We start from the raw sequence: 21,087 nt of genomic DNA, 5'->3' as shown, positions 1-21,087 counted from the left end.
CACCACCACCGCGAAGGCGAAGGCGCGCACCCCGCCGAAGCAGCCACAGGCCGCCGCAGGCACGCGCACGCCCCCTCACGCCACCGAAGCGATCCGCATCCTGATGTCCTCCGGCGACAGAGCGCCCTTCGCCGTCACATGGTCCCCCGACGACTCCCCCCGCAGCCGCCGCCCGATCCACGGCACCAGAAACTCCCGCGCCCAGTGCACATCGTCCCGCCGAACCTCGAGCGCCCCCCGCGCCGGCAGCGGCGGCCACGGCTGCTCCGGGTCGGCCGGAACCTCCAGCCCGAGCACCTGCCCCGCGCGGAGCGCCACCCGCGTGTGCCCCTCCGGCGACAGGTGCAGCCGGTCGGCGTCCCAGGCCCTGCGGTCCTGGACACTGCGCAGGGACCACAGGTCGAGGACCGGGCAGCCGTACCGGTCGGCGATGGCCCGGACATGCCCGTTGTACGTCGCGATCTTGCCCCGCAGGTGCTTGAGCACGGGCATCCCACGGGTGTCGAACCCGGTCGTCACCATCACCGTGCCGGCCGCGGCGGTGAGCCGCATCAGGGCCCGTTCGAACCGCTCGGCCACCTCGTCCGGGTCGGTACCGGGCCGCAGGATGTCGTTGCCCCCGGCGCAGAACGAGACGAGGTCCGGGGCCATTTCGACGGCCCGCGGAACCTGGTCCGCCACGATCTGGTCGAGGAGCTTCCCGCGCACCGCGAGGTTGGTGTACCGGAAGTCGCCTTCGGGCCGGCGGTCGGCGAGCAGGACGGCGAACCGGTCGGCCCAGCCGACGAACGCCCCGTCGGGGCCGGGATCACCGACGCCCTCGGTGAAGCTGTCCCCCACCGCCACGTACGACCCGATCACTGCTCTGCTGTCACTCTTCGAATCGTCTGCCACAGCCGCTCATGATTCACCCTTTAATGTGACCTACGCGACCGTAGGCAGGGGTTGACGGGCGGTGAGATAAGCCACTTCCCAAGTGTTCGCCAATTCCGGAATAGGTCACCCTTCAGCGGTGTTGGGGAGTCAATCGCCACACCCGGAAGCCGGTGATCCGGAAGTGGCTCCACACGGTCCGGAACGCGAAGTGCCCACTGGTGTACGGCCGCGGGTCCGTGTAGTCGAAGACGAGGCGCCCGTTGTTCCACCACCTGACCGTCGAACCGTCGGAGACGATCCGCACCCGGTGGGGCTCACCCGGCACCAGCAGCGGCTCGGTGTAGTCGTAGATCAGGGGCCGCACACCGGGCTCGCCGACGTACCGCCGCAGCCGGGTCGTGGTGTTGTAGTTGGCGCCGTAACCGGCGTAGTACGTCGTCAGGTGGTCGTACTCCTCCAACGCCCCACCGCGCGGAGTGGCGAAGAGATCATCCGGGGAGCGGACGTCGGTCGCGTTCCAGAAGTTGTTGAGGTCCGAGACGCGGTCGTTGACCCCGCCCTCGGAGACCGGCGTGGCGGTGTATTCGAGGACGTACGGCCCGTCGAGCCTCCGCCTGAACCACACGGTCGCCCCGCTCGGTACGTCGATCTCCAGAACGCCGCGAGAGGCGGTCACGGTCCCGCCGTCCTGGAGTTCGGTCGCCCACTGGGCGAGGCCGTGGCAGAAGTCGTCGTGGGCGATGAGGCGGCGGTGCCGGGGCGCGGCGTGGGCGGCGCCCGTCGGGAGGAGGGCCGCCAGGCCGGCTCCGGCGGCCAGGGCTGCGAACGCTCTGCGAGTGGTCGGCACGGGACACGTCTCCTCGGGGATCCGCCTGGAAGGCTCTAGAAAGCGCTTGCGCTCCGGACGGGATCACTGTGTCCCAACTGCCGCCCGCTGTCGATCCCTCGGGCCGGCCGATCACCACGAGCCCACGCACACACCGAAGGCCGGACCCGGGGATCGGGGTCCGGCCGACGGTTGCGTGTCAGGCAGGTGGTCGTGCGGTCGGTCAGCCGACGGAGACGCCGTGCGAGCGCAGGTAGGCGACCGGGTCCACGTCCGAGCCGTAGTCCGGCGTGGTGCGGATCTCGAAGTGCAGGTGCGGTCCGGTCACATTGCCGGTGGCGCCGGAGAGGCCGATCTGCTGTCCCGCGCTCACGGTCTGGCCCGCCGAGACGGAGAGCGAGGACAGGTGGGCGTACTGCGCGTAGCTGCCGTCGTTCAGCTTGATGACGACCTGGTTGCCGTACGCGCCGCCCCAGCCGGCGGAGACGACCGTGCCCGCGCCGACAGCCTTGAGGGAGGTGCCCGTCGGGACGACGAAGTCGACACCGGTGTGGTAGCCGCTGGACCACATGCTGCCGGACATCCGGTACGGGGTGCCGACGGTGGCACCGTCCACCGGGGCGCTGTAGCCGCTGGAGGTCGCGGCGGCCGGCTTGGCGGCAGCCGGCTTCGAGGACGACTCGGAGGCGGACGACTTCGGAGCCGAGGGCTTGGAGGCCGAGGACTTCGTGGACTTCGAAGCGGAGGACTTCGACGAGGACTTCGACGGTGCCGAGGACTTGGACTCGCTCGCCGCCGCCTTCTTGCCGATCGACAGCTTCAGGCCCGGGTGGATCAGCGACGGGTCGTCGCCGACGGCGTCACGGTTGTCCGTGTAGAGCTTCTTCCAGCCCCCGTCGACGTTCTGCTCGTCGGCGATCTTCGCGAGATAGTCACCGGCCTGCACGGTGTACGTGCGGGCGCCCGTGGCCTTTTCGACGGCCTTCTTCTCGGCGGCCGGAGCGGACTGGACGGTCTTTTCCGGAGCCGACTGCGGGGTGGCGGCGTGGGCGCCGGCGGCCCCCATGAGCGGAAGGGCGAGTGCGGCCCCGCCGGTTCCGGCGACGGCGATGGAGCGGGTGAAACGCTGGGTTTTCGGGCGGCGGTGCTTACCCTTCGCGGGCATGGCGAATTCCTCTCCGGCGCCTACGAGGTGAGCTGTCGGGTTCGGGCTGGAGATGCCCGGCCGCGCCGAGGCGCGGCTTAACCCCAAGCCGTTCCGGGAACCGGAACAGGCGTCTTACCTGTGGGTCCCCCGCTCCTGCCGTACGTCGGGTCAGTGTGTGCGGGCTCCGGGCGGCGGCAGGATTAGGCGTCCGTCCGGATTGGTGTGGAACGTAAGCGACCAAGACGCGAAGCGACAAGCTTGCGGTTGCCCGTGACGGCGTTTTTCTTGACGCGTCGGCACATTTTCCGTCACGGAGCGTGGATTACCGATCTCCCGCTTTCCTCAATAACCCTGAACAACACGTGAATTACGTGCACATGGCAACAACACATCGTCACGAATATGACGATGCTCACGCACCCCGACCTCATCTCCTTTACGATCGGGGCACGTTATGTCGAAATAACCGAAGCACTCCCTATTCGGACAGAACGGCTACTTACGCTTAAGCCGGACGACGGTGGCGTCCAGATCCCCGCGCAGACCGACCCGCAGCCCGTGATGGAGCAGCACCGCGCCCCGGTGAATTTCGCCCGTTTCGAGGCATTCGTACGATGCCGCGGGGTCGAGGCCCCGCAGCCGGAGCGCCGGAACGGGCTCGCCGTAGCGCTGTGCCTGGAGCCAGGCGAGGACGACGGTCTCGTCGCCGAGCAGGTACTGCACGGCGCTCAGGCCGCCCTCCGGCGGGCGCAGCCGGTATTGGTCACCGCGCTGCACGACGGGCCGGATCTCCTTGTAGAGCTCCACCCAGTCCCGCGCCTCGGCGAGTTCCCCCTCCGTCCACTTCGTGAGGTCACCTCCGACCCCGAGCACCCCGGCCATGGCACTGACGAACCGGAACCGCAGGGAACTGGCCCGCTGGTTGAGCATGGCGTTCGGGCTGTCGGTGACCCAGGCGGCCATGACCCGGGCCGGATGGATCTGGCTGAAGCCGTGCTGGATGGCGAGCCGGTCGAGCGGGTCGGTGTTGTCCGAGGTCCACACCTGGTCGGTGCGGCTCAGCACACCGAGGTCGATCCGGCCGCCGCCGCCCGAGCAGGACTCGAAGGCCACCCCGGGGTGAGCGGCCCGCAGCCGGTCCAGCAGGGCGTACAGGGCATGGACGTGGTCGACCCACAGCCGCTGCGGGTAGGGGTCGTCCGGCCAGCCGGCGTCGGTGAAGCAGCGGTTGAAGTCCCACTTGACGTAGTCGATCGGGGCGCTGGAGAGGAGCCCGTCGAGCTGCTGCCAGAGGTACTCCTGGACGTCCTCGCGGGCGAGGTTCAGTACGAGCTGATTGCGGAACTCCGTCCGCTTTCGTCCCGGTTGGTACTGCACCCAGTCCGGGTGCGCGCGGTACAGGTCGCTGTCCGGGTTGACCATCTCCGGCTCGACCCAGATCCCGAACTGCATGCCGAGGCCGTGCACGTGGTCGGCGAGGGGCTTGAGGCCGCCCGGGAAGCGGTCCGGGTTGGGAGTCCAGTCACCGAGCCCGGCCCGGTCACTCGTACGCGCCCCGAACCAGCCGTCGTCGACAACGAACAGCTCGACGCCCATGGCGGCGGCCCGCTCGGCGAGCGCCCGCTGCTGCTCCTCGGAGATGTCGAACTCGGTGGCCTCCCAGGAGTTGAACAGGACCGGCCGGTCCTGGTCGGCGTCCGGGATCACGTGCGCCCGCTGGTAGGCGTGCCAGGCGCGGCTCGCCCCGCCGAAGCCGCCGTCGCTCCAGAGCCCGGCGAAGACGGGGGTCGTGTACGACTCCCCCGCGCCGAGCATCAGCAGGCCCGAGTCGTCGTACCCGGCCCCGCCGGTGATCTGCACGCGCGCGTCAGGGAGCTGGGCCACGGCGATCCGCCAGGACCCGGACCAGCCCAGGGCGCAGCCGTAGACCTCGCCGCTCTCCTCGGTCGCGTCGGTGTCGAGCGCGACCCACGGCAGGTGCTGGTGACCGGTGTGGCCGCGGCGGCTGCCGATGACCTTCTCGCCGTGGGTGAGGGCGGAGCGCTCCAGCCGGGACTCGGCGCCCCAGCGGCCGTGCAGCTGGGACAGCCGCCAGGTGTCGCGGTCGGGCAGGGTCCAGGTGGCGGAGTCGGCGCGCAGCACCTCGACGGCAGGGCCGTGGTTGCCGAGGGCCACCCAGCGCTCGACGACGTCCGTCGAGGAGCGCATCCGGTAGTGCAGCGTGATGGTCAGATCGCCGTCGCGGAAGCGCAGCCGCAGCTCGCCGCCCTCGGCGTCATGCCCCTCGTAGGTCCACTCGGTGCCGCGCCGCTCCGGGGTGCGCACGGACAGGGCGGGCCGGACGAAACGGGGACCGCCCTCGACCGGGTACTCCTCGCGCCCGTCGAGCGGGGATTCGAAGGGCCAGTAGTCCGGCAGCGGCCGGACGGCGAGTGCCTCGGCGTCGGCGAGGCCGATCCGGGGGCCCCAGTGCAGGTGCAGCAGTTCGTCGCGCTCGGTGACGTGGACGGCGTAACTACTGGCCGGACCGGAGAGCACCCACGTACGACCGTCTTCGGAGATGTCCAGCATCAAGGCCTCACAGATTCGAACAGGCCCGACCAGGTGCGACCAGGCCCCAACATCATCAAGGGCTGCGGGGGCTCCGGGCAACGCCTGTGGACAACTCATTGCCCCAGGCAGGCATGTCGTATCGTCGAGTGGTGCCCGTCGACGAGCCGCGTCGGCGGCGCCGAAGGGGAGGAGCCCTCGTGACGCAGCAGGTCCCGTCGACCGAGCCCGAGCTGGCCGGAGTGCGCAACTTCCGGGATGTGGGCGGACTGCCGACCGTGGACGGACGACGGGTGCGGCAGGGGGTGCTGTTCCGCAGCGGCCACCTCGCGCATGCGACCGGTGAGGACGCCGCCTTCATGACCACCCTGGGCCTGCACACGATCTTCGACTTCCGCAACGAGGCCGACCAGAAGCTCGAAGGGCCGGATGTCGAGCTGCCGGGCGTGCGCAATGTGAACCTGCCGCTGAGCGACCCGGCCGACGGCGCCGAGTTCTGGCGGATGGTCCGCGACGGCGACCTGGACCAGCTGCGCGCGATCCTCTCGGACGGCAAGGGCGCGGACCGGATGATCGCCTCCTACCGCACGATCATCCGGAACCGCACGGCCGAGCACTCCCAGGTGCTGCACGCGCTCGCCGAGGACAGCGTCCCCGCCCTGATGCACTGCGCGGCGGGCAAGGACCGCGCGGGTCTGTCCATCGCGGTGACACTGCTCGCCCTGGGCGTCGAGCGCGAGGCGATCGTCGACGACTACCTGAAGTCCAACGCCAAGCACCGCCGCTACAAGGTGCACCGCAGCAGCTCCGCCGCCTCGGCCTACTCCCCCGAGGTCATGGAGCTGCTCAGCCCCCTGTTCGACGCGCGCGCCGAGTACCTGGCGGCGGCCTTCGACACCATCGAGGAGACCTGGGGCTGCGTCGACGCCTATCTGGAGAAGGGGCTCGGGCTCACCCCGGAGACCCGGGAGCGGCTGCGCGAGCGACTGCTCGACTGAGAAGTACGGCTAGCGGGCCCCCGCCTCGAACAGGAAGTACACGAACGCGGCGAAGATGTGCCCCACCACGAGGTAGACGAACAGCCGCACCCACAGGGCGCGGGGAAACTTCTCCTCCATGTCCTTCACGGCATGTCTCGCATGTCTCGTATGTCTCCAGGGGTGGGGCCCAGGCACAGGGCGGCCGTGGGGCTCTGCAAGAGGGTGTGGACGAAGAGCAGTTCGACGCCGTCCGGGTCCTGGGCGGCGATCCGGTGCGGGGTCAGCGAGTCGAAATGGGCGCTGTCGCCGGGCGCGAGCTGGTGCGTGGTGTCGCCGAGGCTCAGCCGCAGCCGTCCCCGGAGCACATGGAGCCACTCCTCGCCGGGGTGGACGCGCACGATGTCACCCTGGGAGCCATGGGGGACGTGGACGCGCAGGGCCTGCATCCCGCGGCCGGAGGCGCCCGCCTGCCAGTAGGTCCAGCCGCCCGCCGCGGTCGGTTCCATGTCGGCGGCGCGGACGACGGCGTCCCGGTCGGCGACCGTCTCGCCGAGCAGCTCGGAGACCGTCGTACCGTAGATGCGGGCGAGCGCGAGGAGCATCGGCAGGGAGGGCTGGCGTTGTCCGGTCTCCAGGCGGGAGAGGTGGGCGGGCGACAGCCCGGCGGCGCGGGCCGCGGCCTCCAGGGTCAGGGATGCCCGGCGCCGCAGTGCACGCAGTTGCGGCGCGACGGCGGGCAGCGCACCGGCCGCCTGGTCAGCCGGCGGGGCGGCCCCGGAGGACCGCTCGGTCTCGGAGGAGCTCATGCCTCCATTCAGCCGGAGCCTTGCCTCAGCGGCAAATTCCTTGCCTCTGAGGCAAAAGCGCTGTCGTTCGCAGCCTGGTCAGGCGCTACCGGTTGGCCACCGCCTGCTTGACCAGCGTCTTGCCGAAGTCCCAGACCAGCCCGCCGTCGTGCGCGTCGTCCATCACGGCCGTGAAGGCGTCGACGAACCGGTCCACCTCCCGCTCGCCGATGATCAGCGGCGGGATCAGCTTGATCACCTCCATGTGATCGCCGGAGACCTGGGTGAGGATCCGGTGCTTCTGGAGCAGCGGTACGACGACCATCTGCGCGAACAGTCCCTTGCGCGCGGCCTGGAGCATGGCCCAGCGGCTGCGCAGCTTCAGCGACTTCGGCCGGCCGAACTCGATGCCGATCATCAGGCCCCGGCCGCGGACGTCGGCGAGCATCTCGTACTTGTCCGTCAGTGCCGCGAGCCGGGATCGGAGCTGTTCCCCGGTGGCGCGGACACCGGCGACGATCTGCTCGTTCTCCATCACCGACAGCACCGCCAGGCCCGCCGCCATGGCCTGCGCGTTGGACCCGAAGCTCGCCGAGTGGACCAGCACGCGGTCCATGGACGAGTAGACCTTCTTGAAGATCCAGTCCTTGCCGAGCGTGGCGCCCACGGGCACATAGCCGCCGGAGAGGGCCTTGGCCACGCACACCAGGTCGGGTTCCACACCGTCCTCATGCTGGTAGCCGTAGAAGTCGCCGGTGCGGCCGAGACCCGTCTGCACCTCGTCGGCGATGAGCAGCGCCTTGTGCCGGTGCAGCAGGTCCTGGGCGGCCCGCAGATAGCCGGGCGGGGCCTCCAGCACGCCCTTGCCCTGGATCGGCTCGACGATCAGGGCGGCGACGTCGCCCTTCCTCAACTCCCTTTCCAGCGCGTCGAGGTCGCCGAGCGGTACGGCCGTGTCGGGCAGCAGCGGGGCGAAGCCGTCGCGGAAACCGGACTCCCCGTTCACGGAGAGGGCGCCGGTGGTCAGGCCGTGGAAGGCGTGCGCGCAGTACAGGATCCTGGGCCTGCCGGTGACGAACCGGGCGAACTTCAGCGCTCCCTCGACCGCCTCCGTGCCGCTGTTGCCGAAGAACACCCGGTCCAGGTGCGGGCTGTGCGCGAGCAGCTTCTCGGCCAGCAGGCCGGGCAGCGGCTGGCAGTCGAACCGGGTGAGGTCGGCGAGCTGCGCGTCCAGGACGTCGTGCAGCGCCTTGCGCACCACGGGATGGTGGCGGCCCAGGCCCATCACCCCGAACCCGGCGAGCATGTCCAGGTAGTCGTTGCCGTCCGCGTCGTAGAAGTAGGCGCCCTCGGCGCGCTCGTAGACCTTGTCGAAGCCGATGGTGTGCAGCATGCGCGGGAGCTGGTGGTTGAGGTACCGGGTGTGCAGCTCGTAGCGCTCGGCTCCGCGTTCGGCCAGCAGTGCGCCGAGGTCGAACGCCCCGGCCTGCGACGACTCCGACGCGGACTCGGCGGTTGTCATTCCTGTGGCTCCTTGGACAGCTCTTTCTTCACGGTCAGGCTCGCACTGATCCGTCCGGCGACCTCGACCGGTGTGAGGCCGATGTCGGCGAGCACCTCGCCGCGCTTGGCGTGCGCGAGGAACTGCTCCGGGATCCCGAAGCGCCGTACGGGGACGTCGACTTCGGCATCGCCCAGGGCCAGCGCCACGGCCGAGCCGACCCCGGCCGCCCGGCTGTTGTCCTCGACGACGGCGACCAGGCGGTGTTCGGAGGCGAGGCCCGGGAGCGCCGGGTCGACCGGTTTGACCCAGCGGGGGTCGACGACGGTGCAGCCGATGCCGCGGGCTTCGAGCAGCTCCGCCGCCTGGAGGCACACCGGCGCCATGACGCCGACGGCGACCAGAAGCACCTCCGCTCGGTCGGCGCGGTGCAGCACGTCCAGCCCGCCCACCCGGTCGACGGCCGGGATCGACGGGCCGACGGACTCCTTCGGGAAACGCAGCAGTGTCGGCGCGTCGTCCACGGCGACCGCCTCGCGCAGCTGGGCGCGCAGCTGGTCGGCGTCGCGCGGCGCGGCGATCCTGAGGCCGGGGACGACCTGGAGGACGGACATGTCCCACATGCCGTTGTGGGAAGCCCCGTCGACGCCGGTGACCCCGGCCCGGTCCAGCACGAACGTCACCCCGCAGCGGTGCAGGGCCACGTCCATCAGGAGCTGGTCGAAGGCGCGGTTGAGGAAGGTGGCGTAGACGGCGACGACCGGGTGCAGGCCGCCCGTCGCCAGGCCCGCCGCGGACACGGCCGCGTGCTGCTCGGCGATTCCGACGTCCCACACCCGGTCCGGGAACCGTTCGGCGAACCCGCCCAGGCCGACCGGGTGGAGCATGGCGGCGGTGATCGCGACCACGTCGTCCCGCTCCTCGCCGATCCTGACGATCTCCTCGCCGAACACGGAGGTCCAGGAGGGGCCGCCCGCCGGCGAGAGCGGCACGCAGGTCAGCGGGTCCATCACCCCGACGGTGTGGAAGTGGTCCTCCTCGTGGGCGAGGGCGGGTTCGTAGCCGCGGCCCTTCTCCGTGAGGCAGTGGACGAGGACCGGTCCGTGGAAGCGTTTGGCACGCCGCAGGGCGGACTCCACGGCCCCGATGTCGTGCCCGTCGATCGGGCCCACGTACTTCAGGCCCAGGTCCTCGAACAGGCCCTGCGGGGCGAACGCGTCCTTGAAGCCCTTCTTCGCGCCGTGCAGGGCCTCGTAGAGGGTGTTGCCGACCAGGGGCGTGGCCTGGAGCACGTCCTTGCCCCAGGCCAGGACCCGCTCGTAGCCGTCGGTCGTGCGCAGGGTCGCGAGGTGGTTGGCGAGGCCGCCTATGGTCGGGGCGTAGGAGCGTTCGTTGTCGTTGACGACGATGATCAGCGGCCGGTTCTTGGCGGCCGCGATGTTGTTCAGGGCCTCCCAGGCCATGCCGCCGGTGAGCGCCCCGTCGCCGATGACCGCGACGACATGGCCCTTCTCCCCCTGCACCTGGCGGGCCTTGGCGAGCCCGTCGGCCCAGCCCAGCGCGGTGGAGGCGTGGCTGTTCTCGATGACGTCGTGCTCGGACTCCTCGCGCGAGGGGTAGCCGGACAGGCCGCCCTTGCCGCGCAGCTTGGAAAAGTCCTGGCGTCCGGTCAGCAGCTTGTGGACGTAGCTCTGGTGGCCGGTGTCCCACAGGATGCGGTCGACCGGCGACTCGAAGACCCGGTGCAGGGCGACGGTGAGCTCCACCACCCCCAGGTTGGGCCCCAGATGACCCCCGGTCCTGGCGACCGCGTGCACCAGGAACTCCCTGATCTCGTCGGACAGTTCGCCGAGTTCCGCCTCGGCCAGCGCCTTCAGGTCGCGTGGTCCTCGGATGGTCTCCAGAATCGTCACGATCGGGCCCCCTTCGAATTCCGTGCTCTTCAGCTCACGGTGACGGCCGGCTCCCCCGACCCCACGCCGTCCTGCTCCATCTGCTCGGCGAGCTTCATCGCCTCTTCGATCAGCGTCTCGACGATCTTCGATTCGGGGACGGTCTTGATGACCTCGCCCTTGACGAAGATCTGCCCCTTGCCGTTGCCGGAGGCCACCCCCAGATCGGCCTCCCGCGCCTCGCCGGGACCGTTGACCACACACCCCATGACGGCGACCCGCAACGGCACTTCCATGCCCTCGAGCCCGGCCGTGACCTCGTCGGCGAGCTTGTAGACATCGACCTGGGCGCGACCGCAGGACGGGCAGGAGACGATCTCCAGCCGCCGCTGCCGCAGCCCCAGCGACTCAAGGATCTGGATGCCGACCTTGACCTCCTCGGCCGGCGGCGCGGACAGCGACACCCGGATCGTGTCGCCGATGCCCCGCGACAGCAGGGCGCCGAAGGCCACCGCCGACTTGATCGTGCCCTGGAACGCCGGACCCGCCTCCGTCACGCCCAGGTGCAGCGGATAGTCGCACTGCTCGGCCAGCTGCCGGTACGCCTCGATCATCACGACCGGGTCGTTGTGCTTGACGGAGATCTTGATCTCCCGGAAGTCGTGCTCCTCGAACAGGGACGCCTCCCACAGCGCGCTCTCCACGAGCGCCTCGGGGGTCGCCTTGCCGTACTTCTGGAGCAGCCGCCGGTCCAGCGACCCTGCGTTGACGCCGATCCTGATCGGCGTGCCGTGGTCCTTGGCGGCCTGCGCGATCTCCTTGACCCGGTCGTCGAACTGCTTGATGTTGCCGGGGTTGACGCGGACGGCGGCGCAGCCCGCGTCGATGGCCGCGAACACGTACTTGGGCTGGAAGTGGATGTCCGCGATCACCGGGATCTGCGACTTGCGCGCGATGGTCGCGAGCGCGTCCGCGTCGTCCTGGGTCGGGCAGGCGACCCGGACGATCTGGCAGCCGGACGCGGTGAGTTCGGCGATCTGCTGCAAGGTGGCGCCGATGTCCGACGTACGGGTCGTCGTCATCGACTGCACCGACACCGGGGCCCCGCCCCCGACCGCCACCGGACCGACCTGGATCCGGCGCGAGACGCGCCGCTCCGCGATCGGCCGGACCGGTACCTCGGGAACGCCCAGCGGGATGGCGGTCATGGCCTCACTCCCGGTTTCCGGAGACCGTCTCGCGCATGGCGCGCAGGGACTCCTTCAGCGATCCCATGGTGGCGAGGACGGCGGTGGGCTCGTAACCGCAGTGCGCCATGCAGTTGGCGCAGCGCGGGTCCTTGCCACGGCCGTACTTGTCCCAGTCGGTGTCCTCGACCAGCTCCCGGTACGTCGGCACATACCCGTCGCTCATCAGGTAGCAGGGGCGCTGCCAGCCGAACAGCGAGTAGTTCGGGATCGCCCACGCGGTGCACGGGAAGTCGACCTTGCCCTCCAGGAAGTCCAGGAAGAGCGGGGAGTGGTTGAGCCGCCAGCGCCGCCGGTTGCCGCCCGCGAAGGCCTTCTTGAACAGCTCGCGGGTCTGCTCCACGCCGAGGAAGTGCTCCTGGTCGGGGGCCTTCTCGTAGGCGTACGCGGGCGAGATCATCATCTCGTCGACCTTGAGGTCGTCGTTGAGGAAGTTCAGCACCTCGATGATGGTCTGCGGTGTGTCGGTGTTGAAGAAGGTCGAGTTGGTGGTCACCCGGAAGCCCTGCCGCTTGGCCTCCTTGATGGCCTCCACGGCCTCGTCGAACACGCCCTCCTTCGCCACCGACTCGTCGTGCCGCTCGCGCAGCCCGTCGATGTGCACCGCGAAGGCGAAATAGGGGGAGGGCTTGAACTTGTCCATCTTCTTGCGCAGGAGCAGGGCGTTGGTGCACAGGAAAACGTACTTCCGCTTGGCCACCAGCTGACGCACGATCTCGTCGATCTGCGGGTGCATCAGCGGCTCGCCACCGGCGATGGACACCATGGGGGCGCCGGACTCCAGCACGGCCCCCACGGCCTGGGCGACCGGCATCCGCTGCTTGAGCACCCCGGCCGGGTGCTGGATCTTGCCACACCCCTCGCACTTGAGGTTGCAGGCGTACAGCGGCTCCAGCTCCACGATGAGCGGGAACTTGTCCCTCCGGCGGAGCTTCTGTTCAGCCAAGTATGTAGCGACCTTGATGGACTGTCGGAGCGGCATGGCCATCTGGCTCACCTCCTGGGGAGCAGCAAGGAACGGTGCCATTCGAAGAAAGCGGGAAGGACCGAACGAAGGACACGGAAAGCCGATATTCCACCGCGCACCGTGCCGATCCGGACGAGTTCATGTTCTGGAGCGTCCACGACCACCCGGACGGCCGCAACCGGGCGCTCGCCCGCGCGCACGGCGCTCAAGAGCGTGGCCGCCGACTCCATGTCGACCGCGATTGCGCCGGTCGCGCGCAGAGCGGACCGTTCGTGACCTCGGACGACGTGGTCGGAGCCGGTGAGCGGCCCGGTGTGCACGGTCCGCCCGGGCACCGCGCGGCCCAGCTCCTTGACCAGCAGGTCGGTCCCGACGCAGGCGGTCGCACCGCGGGGGTCACGGGTCTCCTCGGCGACGACCAGGTCACCGGGGTGCATGCCGGGCGCGAGCCCCGCGCAGAAGCCGGTGGCGAGGACGGCGGCGTCGCGCAGGGCCGGGCCGGCGAGCATCCGGGTGACGGACCGCTCGGCCGCCGCCGGCCCCATACCGGTCCGCAGCACGGTGACCGGCCCGTCGGCGCCGCCACGGTCCCCCGCGCGCAGGGCGAGCTGCTCGATGCCGAGCGCGCAGGCGATCAGCAGCGGGGCCGGAGCGGGCTGCGTGCTCATCAGCTCCCCTCGGCCTCGGCGAGCGGCTTCCCGGTCTCTGAGCTCCCCGTGGCCGCGGCGAGCGGCTTCCCGGCCGCCCCGCTGCCGTGGTGCCGGTCGGCGAAGGGCTCCCCGTGCAGGTACCGGCCGAGCGCGGTGAGCGGGAACACCTGCCGGTAGAGGTGGTAGTTGATCGAGAAGTCCCACGGGAAGCCCGTCCCCGTGAAGTACGGCTCGTCCCAGGAACCGTCCTCCCGCTGGGTGGCGGCGAGCCACTCGATGCCGCGTTCGACCGCCTTGGAGTCCCGCTCCCCCGCCGCGAGCAGGGCCATCAGGGCCCACGCCGTCTGGGAGGCGGTCGAGGCGCCCCTGCCGCTCCACTCCCTGACGTGCGTGTAGGAGCGCAGGTCCTCGCCCCAGCCGCCGTCGTCGTTCTGGACCGACTCCAGCCAGGTCACGGCCCGTCGGATCGCCGGGTGCGCGGCGGGGATGCCCGCGGCGACCAGAGCGGGTACCACGGACCCGGTGCCGTAGACGTAGTTGACGCCCCAGCGCCCGAACCACGAGCCGTCGGGCTCCTGTTCGGCCAGCAGCCACTCGATGCCGCGCCGGGTGCGCGGGTCGTGGGCGAGGCCCTCCACCGCGAGCATCTCGACGACGTGCGCGGTGACGTCGGCGGAGGGCGGGTCGATGACCTCGCCGAAGTCGCAGAACGGCAGCCGGTTCGGGAACGGGCTGGTGTTGTCGACGTCGAAGGCGCCCCACGCCCCGTTCTTCGACTGCATGCCGAGGGTCCAGCGCAGGCCGCGCCCGACGGCCTTGTCCATCCGCACCGGGTCGTGGTGGGCGATCCGGCGCAAGGCGAGGATCACCTCGGCGGTGTCGTCGATGTCGGGGTAGTTGTCGTTGTGGAACTCGAACGCCCAGCCCCCGGGCGGCAGTCCGGGCCGCTTCACCGACCAGTCACCGGGCCGGACGATCTCCTCGCCCAGCATCCAGTCCGCGGCCTTCACCAACTGCGGGTGGTCGGCGGGCAGTCCGGCGTCGACGAGCGCGATCGCGGCCAGGCAGGTGTCCCACACCGGCGACTGGCAGGCCTCGATCATCCGGGCCCCGTCCTCCCGCCATACGGCGAACCGGTCCAGCGAGGCGAGTCCCTCGCGCATCACGGGGTGCTGGAGGTCGTAGCCGAGCAGGTGCAGGGCGATGATCGAATACACGGCCGGGGGCTGGATGCCGCCCCAGCAGCCGTCGTTCTCCTGCCGCTCGATGATCCACCGGGCGGCGCTGTTCATCGCGGCTCTGCGCAACCGGCGCGGCGCGACCTTCCGCAGGGCGTGCAGTCCCTTGTCCATGCGCTGGAAGGCGCCGTCCCAACTGAAAGCCGGGGCAAGCGGCTTGGCCGGGTTCGGGTGGGCCGGGTCGGTGTGCAGCTCGTCCAGCGGGAAGGGCGCGGGGCGTACCGGCCGCTTCGCGGAGACGATCGTCAGCGGGACGATGGTCTGCCGCGCCCAGCAGCCGAAGTCATAGATGTTGAGCGGCACCCACTTCGGGAAGAAGATGAGCTCGGGAGGCAGTTCGGGCAGGTCCTCCCACTTCCACCAGCCGAACAAGGCCAGCCAGATCCGGGTGAAGACCCGGGCGGCGGCGATGCCGCCCTGCTCGCGGATCCAGGCGGAGGCCTTCGCCATGTGCGGTGCGCCGGGCTCGTCACCGGCCAGGCGGAGGGCGACGTAGGCCTCGATGGTGGTGGAGAGTTCGCCGGGGCCGCCGTAGAAGGTGGCCCAGGTGCCGTCCTCGCGCTGCTCGCCGCGGATGAAGAGCGCGGCGGCCCGCGTGGTCTTCTCGTCGCGGATGCCCAGGAACTGACGGAGCAGCAGGTCCTCGGCGTCCATCGTGACGTTGGTCTCGAGGTCGCCCTTCCACCAGCCCTGGGCGTCCTGGCGCGAGAGCAGGAAGTCCGTGGCGCGCTGTGCGGCGCGGGCGGCGGCTTCCGGTACCCCGGCCGCCACGGGGATGTCGGTGTCGGTTTCGCTGGCCGCGGCGGCGCGGGGTGGCAGGGCCCCGGTGCTTCCGTCGGTCGTCGCTGTCATGGCTTCCCCTTCGTGCAGTGGTGCAAGGTGTGCAGCTGCTGTGGGTCCGCCGTCGGCCGGTGTCCGTGGTGTCTCGCGGCACCGGCCGGCGACTACGCGAGGGTTATTCGGCCGATAGTGATCATCTCTTTCGTACGACGACGAAGTCCGCGAGCGCCGTGAACTGCTCCCGCACCCGGTCGGGCATGTCGACGGCGTCGAGGGCTTCGATGGCGATGGTGTGCTGACGGCGTGCCTCGTCGGCGGTCCACTCGCGGCCGCCCGCCTCCTCGATGAGGGCGGCGCGGGCCGCGAACTCCTCCTCGGAGAAGTTCTCGAAGTCGCTGGCCTTGGCGTCGGCGGCGAGGAGTTCGCCGAGCCGCTCGGAGGCGGAGCCGCCCGCCGCGAGCGCGGCCACGACCGGCAGCGACTTCTTGCGCTGGCGCAGGTCGCTCCAGGTCTGCTTGCCGGTGGAGACCGGGTCGCCCCAGATGCCGAGGAGGTCGTCGACGGCCTGGAAGGCGAGGCCCAGGTGGTAGCCGTACTTCTCCAGCGTGTCGGCGGTGCGGTCGTCGGCACCGCCGAGGACCGCACCGATGGAGCTGGCGCAGGCGAGCAGGGCGCCGGTCTTGTTGCCCTCCATCTCCAGGCACTCCTCGACGCTGACGCGGTCGCGGTGCTCGTAGGAGATGTCCTGGGCCTGACCGTCGATCAGGGCGCGGGTGGCGGTGGTGAGACGGCGGGTGGCGCGGCCGGCCTCGACGGTGCCGAGTTCGAGGAGCACCTCGTTGGCGAGGGCGAACAGGGCGTCGCCGACCAGGATGGCCTGGGCGGGGCCGTGCACCTTCCAGACCGTGTCGCGGTGGCGGCGCTGCTCGTCGCCGTCCATCAGGTCGTCGTGGAGGAGGGAGAAGTTGTGGACGAGCTCCACGGCGACGGCGCCGGGGATGCCGGTCTCGGGGGCGGCTGACATGACCTCGGCGGACAGCACAGCGAGGGCGGGGCGAACGGCCTTGCCGCCATCCCCCGTCGCGGGCCGGCCCTGGGCGTCGATCCATCCGAAGTGGTAGGCGGCAACAGTGTCCATGGGAGGTGCCAGGCGGTCGATGGCCGCCCGCAGTACCGGAGTGGCCAGGGTCCGGCCGCGCTCCAGGAGCGCGGTCACGTCCACCGCCTCGGCAGTCTTCGAGGCCGGGGGCACAGTGGGCACAGTCTCTCCTCTTGTTGCGGTACCGGGGGTGCGGGGGCCGCCTGCCGCGCTGTCCTGAGCGAGCATCACGCCGCCTCCTCGAACTCGAAGAGGTGGCGAGGGCGGGGCCGGCCCAGGGCGCCCAGCACGGCGTCCGCCGCGCTCACACCACTGCGGACCGCACTCTCCATGGTCGCGGGCCACCCGGTGGCGGTCCACGCTCCGGCCAGGTACAGGCCGGATGCCTTGGTGCGGGCGCCGGGCCTGAGGCGCCCGACGCCGGGGGTGGGAGCGAACGTCGCGGTGCGCTCCCGGGTGACGAAGAAGTCCTTCACTTCGGCGCCGCGGGTCAGCGGCAGCAGCCGCTCCAGCTCGGGCAGGTACCGCTCACGCAGCACGGCCACGGGCTCGTCGATCTCGTCCTGGGCCGCCGACTGGGACAGGGCGAGGTACTGCCCCTCGCGCAGCCCGGACGCCTCGGTCCGGTCGAAGACCCACTGCACCGGGGTGCCGAGGGCGGTGAAGAACGGCCGGCCGAGCACCTTGCGGTCGTACACCACATGGACGTTGAGGATGGGTGCGGTCCCGATCTCCAGGAGCCGCTCGGGCACGTCCAGGGCACCCGCGGGCAGCAGGTCGTGCGCCTCGCGCTGCGGTACGGCGAGGACCACCGCGTCCGCCTGAATCGTCTCGCCGGGAACCTCGATGCTCCACGCGCCGTTCCCGTTCTGGGAGACGGAGGTGACGCGTGTACGGATCTCGGTCCGGACGCCCGCGGAGTCGAGCGCCTTGCGGGCCAGTCGGTCGTGCAGGTCGCCGAGCGGGACGCGCGCCCAGCCGATGTCGGCCGCGCCCGGGTCGGACAGCAGACCGGTCTTGAACACCATCGCGGCGAGCCCCAGGGAGGCGTCGCCCGCGACCGCGTTGAGGGTGGCGACCCCGACCAGGTCCCACAGGGCCTCGATGGCGCGCCTCGACTGGCCGTGCGCGGCCAGCCAGCTGCCGAAGTCCTGCGTGTCCAGGGCCGGATCGGCGAGGTCGAGCCCCTTGAGCGCGAGCGCGGCCCGGCCCACCTTGGCGCGGTCGGCGAGCGACAGGTGCGGATAGGTGGCGAGGCTGCGGCCCAGGTGCAGGGGCACGGGCAGCGCGTCGCGCCGCAGCCTGCCGAGGCGCCGCCCCGCGGGCCGTGCGACGTCCAGGACGGGCACGTCGAGCCGGTCCTGGAGCGGAGCCAGCGCCGCGCCCTCGATGCGGTCGAGGAACCAGCGGTAGGCGGTGCAGCAGCGCAGGTACACGTGCTGTCCGTTGTCGACGGTCAGCTCGCCGCGCTGGAAGGAGAAGGCCAGGCCGCCGAGTCTCGGCCTGCCCTCCAGCAGGGTGACGCGCACGCCGGCGTCGGCGAGCGCGAGCGCGGTGGTGACGCCGGCGAGCCCGCCGCCCACCACGACGGTGTGCCGCCCGTCCGTGACCGGTCCCCGGGATCCCGTGCCGTGGGTCATCGTGCGCCCTCCCCTGCCCGGTGGCCGTCCTGCTCGAACGGCGCGCGACCGACCGTCTCCGTCAGGGACGCCGTCCCACGCCGGAGGGTTGCCCGCCACTTGTCTCCGACGGTGTGGCCGGGAGGGGAGTCGTGGCGGCGCTCGGCCGCCGGGGTCACTGGCGTGGGACCGCCCGACCCGGCGCCGACGACCGCGACGTGCCTGCGTCGGTGTGCCGGGGAGGGGACCGGTTCGTTCTCGTGGCGGGCCTGCGGGACGTCGCGCCCGCGCTCGGCCGCCGGGGTGACGCGGGCGGGACCGCCCGGCCCGGCGCCGGTAACCGGGGCGCTCCCCCGCCGGCAGACGGAGGAGAGCACCGACTCGCTCTCGTAGCGGGCCTGCGGCACGTCGTGGCCACGCTCGGCCGACGACGCAACTCGGGCCGAACCGCCCGACCCGGCGCCGGTAACCGGGGCGCTCCCCCGCCGGCAGACCGAGGAGAACACCGACTCGCTCTCGTAGCGGGCCTGCGGCACGTCGTGGCCACGCTCGGCCGACGACGCAACTCGGGCCGGACCGCCCGACCCGGCGCCGACGACCGCGACGCGCCTGCGTCGACAGGTCAGGGAGAACACCCGCTCGGTCTCGTGGCGGGCGCGCGGCGCCGCGCTCTCCGGCGCTGCCCGGCAGCACAGGACTGCGGCCGCGCGGCGGGCGTGAGCCCGGTGGCCGGCGGCATCCCCCTGGACCGGTTCGTTCGTCACGCGCGCCTCCTGACGGTCCGTCGGGTCACGTGGCGGGCGTCGAGGCCGGACAGGCCGCGCACGGCGACATAGGCCTTCTCCCGGCCGGGCAGGGAGACGCGGCCGCGCAGCACGGCCTCGGGGTCGCGCTCGATGCGGTCGAGGAGGCGTCGGTAGATGCCGGCCATGGCGGCGACACAGGCGCCGCTGCGCCGGTCGAGCATGGGGAGCAGCCGGTAGCCCTCGGCGAAAAGAGCGCGGGCCCGTCGCACTTCGAAGTGCACGAGGCCCGCGAAGTCGGAGCCCTCCGGTGGCCGCGGCCCGCTGAAGCCGGCCGAGCAGCCGAACTTGGCGAGGTCGTCGGCCGGCAGATAGGTGCGCCCGTCCACGGCGTCCTCGCGGACGTCCCTGAGGATGTTGGTGAGCTGGAGCGCCAGACCGAGCGTGTCTGCATACTCCGGCGCGCGCTCGACGCCGCGCGCCCCCGGCTCGGTGCCGAACACACCGAGCGAGAGCCGCCCGATGGCCCCCGCCACACAGCGGCAGTAGACCTTCAGGTCGTCCCAGGTCTCGTAGGTCTCGCCGCGTACGTCCATCAGGACGCCGTCGATGAGCTCGTCCAGGCCGCCGAGCGGAAGCGGGAAGTGCCCGGCGGCGTGCGTGAGGGCGACGGCGACCGGGTCGGTGTCGTCGTCGGCCACCGCGCCCTCGCGGATCCGGCTGAGCAGCGTCCGGGTCTCCTCCAGCCTGGCCACCTTGACGTCGTCGGCGAGCGCGCCGTCGCCGATGTCGTCGACCCGCCGCGAGAAGGCGTACAGCGCCGACATCGCACGGCGCTGGGGCGTCGGCAGCAGCCGGATGCCGTAGGCGAAGTTGCGGGCCTGCCGCCCGGTGACGGCCTCGCAGTAGCTGTAGGCGGCGAGTACCGGTGGGGACGCGTGTGGTACCGACTCCACGGTCCGGATCACCCCTCTCCTCGCAGAGTCACGCCCACCTCACGCMGCAACTGGACCTTGCCGGGCTTGGGCGGGCCGGGAAGTACGTCGTAATCGGCGGCGGCGATCGCGCGGACGGCCGCCCTTCCCCCCGCCACGAACCCTGCGAGCAGCAGCTTCAACCTGCCGTGGACGCTACCCACCAGGGGGGCGCCTTCATTCAGGAGATCCAGGGCCCTTTGCGCTTCGTACGCAATCAGCGCACGGACCGACGCTCCGGCGGATTCCGTGGCGAGGTCGGCCTCCTGGACGTGGAAGCGTTTCATGTCGGCGGCGGGCAGGTAAACGCGGTCGCGGCCGAGGTCCTCGGCGACGTCCTGGAGGTGCTCGACGATCTGGAGGGCCGTGCAGATCATGTCGGAGCGGCGGACCCGCTCGGGCGTCGAGGTACCGGTGACGGCGAGGACCAGGCGGCCGACGGGGTTGGCGGACAGCTCGCAGTAGGCGAGGAGGTCGTCGTAGGTCTCGTACCGCGTGACCAGCTGGTCCTGGCGGTTGGCGGCGATCAGGCCGAGGAACGGCTCGGGGGTCACAGAGCGGCGGCGGACGGTCGGCTGGAGGCGGTGCAGCAGGGGATGCCGCGGGGTCGAGTCGAAGACCCTGCGCAGGTCGGCCTCGAAGGCGTCCAGCAGGACCAGCCGGTCCTCGGCCTCCTGCGGGGAGACACCGAGCAGGCGGGCGTCGGCGCCGCCGGGGGCCAGGTCGCCGTCGCCGATGTCGTCGACGAGGCGGGCGAAGCCGTAGACGGCCATGAGGTCGGTGCGCCAGGCCCGGGGCAGGAAGAACGGGGCCACGGGGAAGTTCTCACCCGCGGCCTTGTCGAGCGTGCCGCGCTCCGGATCGAGGGCGCGCGCCGTGCCGGTTCCCGTCACCGCCGGCTGCCCGGCGGGAGGACGGCACGTGCTGCGTGGAGCTGGGGAGTTTCCGTAGCCATTGCCGTCACATCTCCCGTTCTACACTGCCGACCCAATACACACTATTTCGGACACGCCGCCCAGCCGTCGCCGCACGGCGGTGCGACGAGCGATGTCGCGCATTATCGCCCTGATTGCCGTGTTTCGGGACCGGTACAGCTTACGTTGCACAACGCATCGCGGTTCGCCAGGGTGTCCCGCACATCACGAGAACACACGGATTGGCCCCAAGATTCCTAAGAAGGGCCGGAGTTGACGCTTCTTTTGCAGACGCAGGG

Annotated in this window: 18 protein-coding genes and 1 riboswitch; of the genes, 1 reads left to right on the top strand and 17 read right to left on the bottom strand. The window is 71.1% G+C overall.

Features of this window, described 5'->3' with window-relative positions; genetic code table 11:
- Nucleotides 1-75: 75 nt before the first annotated feature.
- The 4 genes from CA983_RS07855 to CA983_RS07840 all read right to left on the bottom strand — a co-directional run bounded on the left by CA983_RS07855 (nt 76) and on the right by CA983_RS07840 (nt 5,420).
- On the bottom strand, nt 76-861 hold the full coding sequence (locus CA983_RS07855; protein WP_086600146.1) for an SGNH/GDSL hydrolase family protein: 786 nt from the start codon (nt 859-861) through the stop codon (nt 76-78).
- A gap of 145 nt (nt 862-1,006) precedes the next feature.
- Nucleotides 1,007-1,723: a DUF6250 domain-containing protein gene (locus CA983_RS07850; RefSeq protein ID WP_086600145.1), complete on the bottom strand. Its 717-nt coding sequence runs from the start codon at nt 1,721-1,723 to the stop codon at nt 1,007-1,009.
- A 202-nt stretch (nt 1,724-1,925) separates the two neighbouring features.
- A complete protein-coding gene (locus CA983_RS07845) occupies nt 1,926-2,867 on the bottom strand; it encodes a M23 family metallopeptidase (RefSeq protein WP_086600144.1) in 942 nt (313 codons plus the stop codon).
- A 4-nt stretch (nt 2,868-2,871) separates the two neighbouring features.
- A riboswitch (cyclic di-AMP (ydaO/yuaA leader) is annotated at nt 2,872-3,033 on the bottom strand.
- Between the two features lie 311 nt (nt 3,034-3,344).
- On the bottom strand, nt 3,345-5,420 hold the full coding sequence (locus CA983_RS07840) for an alpha-galactosidase (RefSeq protein ID WP_086600143.1): 2,076 nt from the start codon (nt 5,418-5,420) through the stop codon (nt 3,345-3,347).
- A 179-nt stretch (nt 5,421-5,599) separates the two neighbouring features.
- Between CA983_RS07840 and CA983_RS07835 the strand changes: the two genes are divergently transcribed.
- Nucleotides 5,600-6,397, top strand: a complete 798-nt coding sequence (locus CA983_RS07835) for a tyrosine-protein phosphatase (protein ID WP_086600142.1) — start codon at nt 5,600-5,602, stop codon at nt 6,395-6,397.
- 9 nt (nt 6,398-6,406) lie between these two features.
- Here CA983_RS07835 and CA983_RS07830 read toward each other — a convergent pair whose 3' ends face one another.
- The 13 genes from CA983_RS07830 to hpnC form a co-directional block, all read right to left on the bottom strand.
- Nucleotides 6,407-6,517: a DUF6126 family protein gene (locus tag CA983_RS07830; protein ID WP_425276428.1), complete on the bottom strand. Its 111-nt coding sequence runs from the start codon at nt 6,515-6,517 to the stop codon at nt 6,407-6,409.
- 5 nt (nt 6,518-6,522) lie between these two features.
- A complete protein-coding gene (locus tag CA983_RS07825; protein WP_086600140.1) occupies nt 6,523-7,185 on the bottom strand; it encodes a helix-turn-helix domain-containing protein in 663 nt (220 codons plus the stop codon).
- A gap of 85 nt (nt 7,186-7,270) precedes the next feature.
- Nucleotides 7,271-8,686, bottom strand: coding sequence for an aspartate aminotransferase family protein (locus tag CA983_RS07820; protein ID WP_086600139.1), 1,416 nt, complete (start codon nt 8,684-8,686; stop codon nt 7,271-7,273).
- A complete protein-coding gene (dxs, locus tag CA983_RS07815; protein WP_086600138.1) occupies nt 8,683-10,578 on the bottom strand; it encodes a 1-deoxy-D-xylulose-5-phosphate synthase in 1,896 nt (631 codons plus the stop codon). Before dxs ends, CA983_RS07820 begins: the two co-directional genes overlap by 4 nt.
- A gap of 29 nt (nt 10,579-10,607) precedes the next feature.
- On the bottom strand, nt 10,608-11,765 hold the full coding sequence (gene ispG, locus CA983_RS07810; protein WP_086600137.1) for a flavodoxin-dependent (E)-4-hydroxy-3-methylbut-2-enyl-diphosphate synthase: 1,158 nt from the start codon (nt 11,763-11,765) through the stop codon (nt 10,608-10,610).
- A 4-nt stretch (nt 11,766-11,769) separates the two neighbouring features.
- The gene (gene hpnH, locus CA983_RS07805; protein ID WP_086600136.1) at nt 11,770-12,792 is read right to left on the bottom strand and encodes an adenosyl-hopene transferase HpnH; all 1,023 of its coding nucleotides are present in this window, start codon (nt 12,790-12,792) and stop codon (nt 11,770-11,772) included.
- A gap of 5 nt (nt 12,793-12,797) precedes the next feature.
- Nucleotides 12,798-13,439, bottom strand: coding sequence for a phosphorylase family protein (locus tag CA983_RS07800; RefSeq protein WP_086600135.1), 642 nt, complete (start codon nt 13,437-13,439; stop codon nt 12,798-12,800).
- Nucleotides 13,439-15,511, bottom strand: coding sequence for a squalene--hopene cyclase (gene shc / locus CA983_RS07795; RefSeq protein ID WP_086600134.1), 2,073 nt, complete (start codon nt 15,509-15,511; stop codon nt 13,439-13,441). Before shc ends, CA983_RS07800 begins: the two co-directional genes overlap by 1 nt.
- 121 nt (nt 15,512-15,632) lie before the next feature.
- Nucleotides 15,633-16,700, bottom strand: coding sequence for a polyprenyl synthetase family protein (locus CA983_RS07790; RefSeq protein WP_167407342.1), 1,068 nt, complete (start codon nt 16,698-16,700; stop codon nt 15,633-15,635).
- A gap of 65 nt (nt 16,701-16,765) precedes the next feature.
- On the bottom strand, nt 16,766-18,178 hold the full coding sequence (gene hpnE, locus CA983_RS07785) for a hydroxysqualene dehydroxylase HpnE (RefSeq protein WP_086600132.1): 1,413 nt from the start codon (nt 18,176-18,178) through the stop codon (nt 16,766-16,768).
- Complete coding sequence (locus CA983_RS07780) at nt 18,175-18,921, bottom strand: DUF6380 family protein (RefSeq protein WP_086600131.1); 747 nt, start codon at nt 18,919-18,921, stop codon at nt 18,175-18,177. Before CA983_RS07780 ends, hpnE begins: the two co-directional genes overlap by 4 nt.
- A complete protein-coding gene (gene hpnD / locus CA983_RS07775; RefSeq protein WP_086600130.1) occupies nt 18,918-19,868 on the bottom strand; it encodes a presqualene diphosphate synthase HpnD in 951 nt (316 codons plus the stop codon). Before hpnD ends, CA983_RS07780 begins: the two co-directional genes overlap by 4 nt.
- Nucleotides 19,865-20,767, bottom strand: coding sequence for a squalene synthase HpnC (gene hpnC / locus CA983_RS07770; RefSeq protein ID WP_086600129.1), 903 nt, complete (start codon nt 20,765-20,767; stop codon nt 19,865-19,867). The genes hpnD and hpnC overlap by 4 nt, the downstream gene beginning before the upstream one ends.
- Nucleotides 20,768-21,087 lie beyond the last annotated feature (320 nt).

Source organism: Streptomyces swartbergensis (assembly GCF_002148965.1).
Taxonomy (GTDB): Bacteria; Actinomycetota; Actinomycetes; order Streptomycetales; family Streptomycetaceae; genus Streptomyces; species Streptomyces swartbergensis.
The sequence above is the reverse complement of the archived record's forward strand: the minus strand, read 5'-3'. Positions and strand labels throughout refer to the sequence as shown.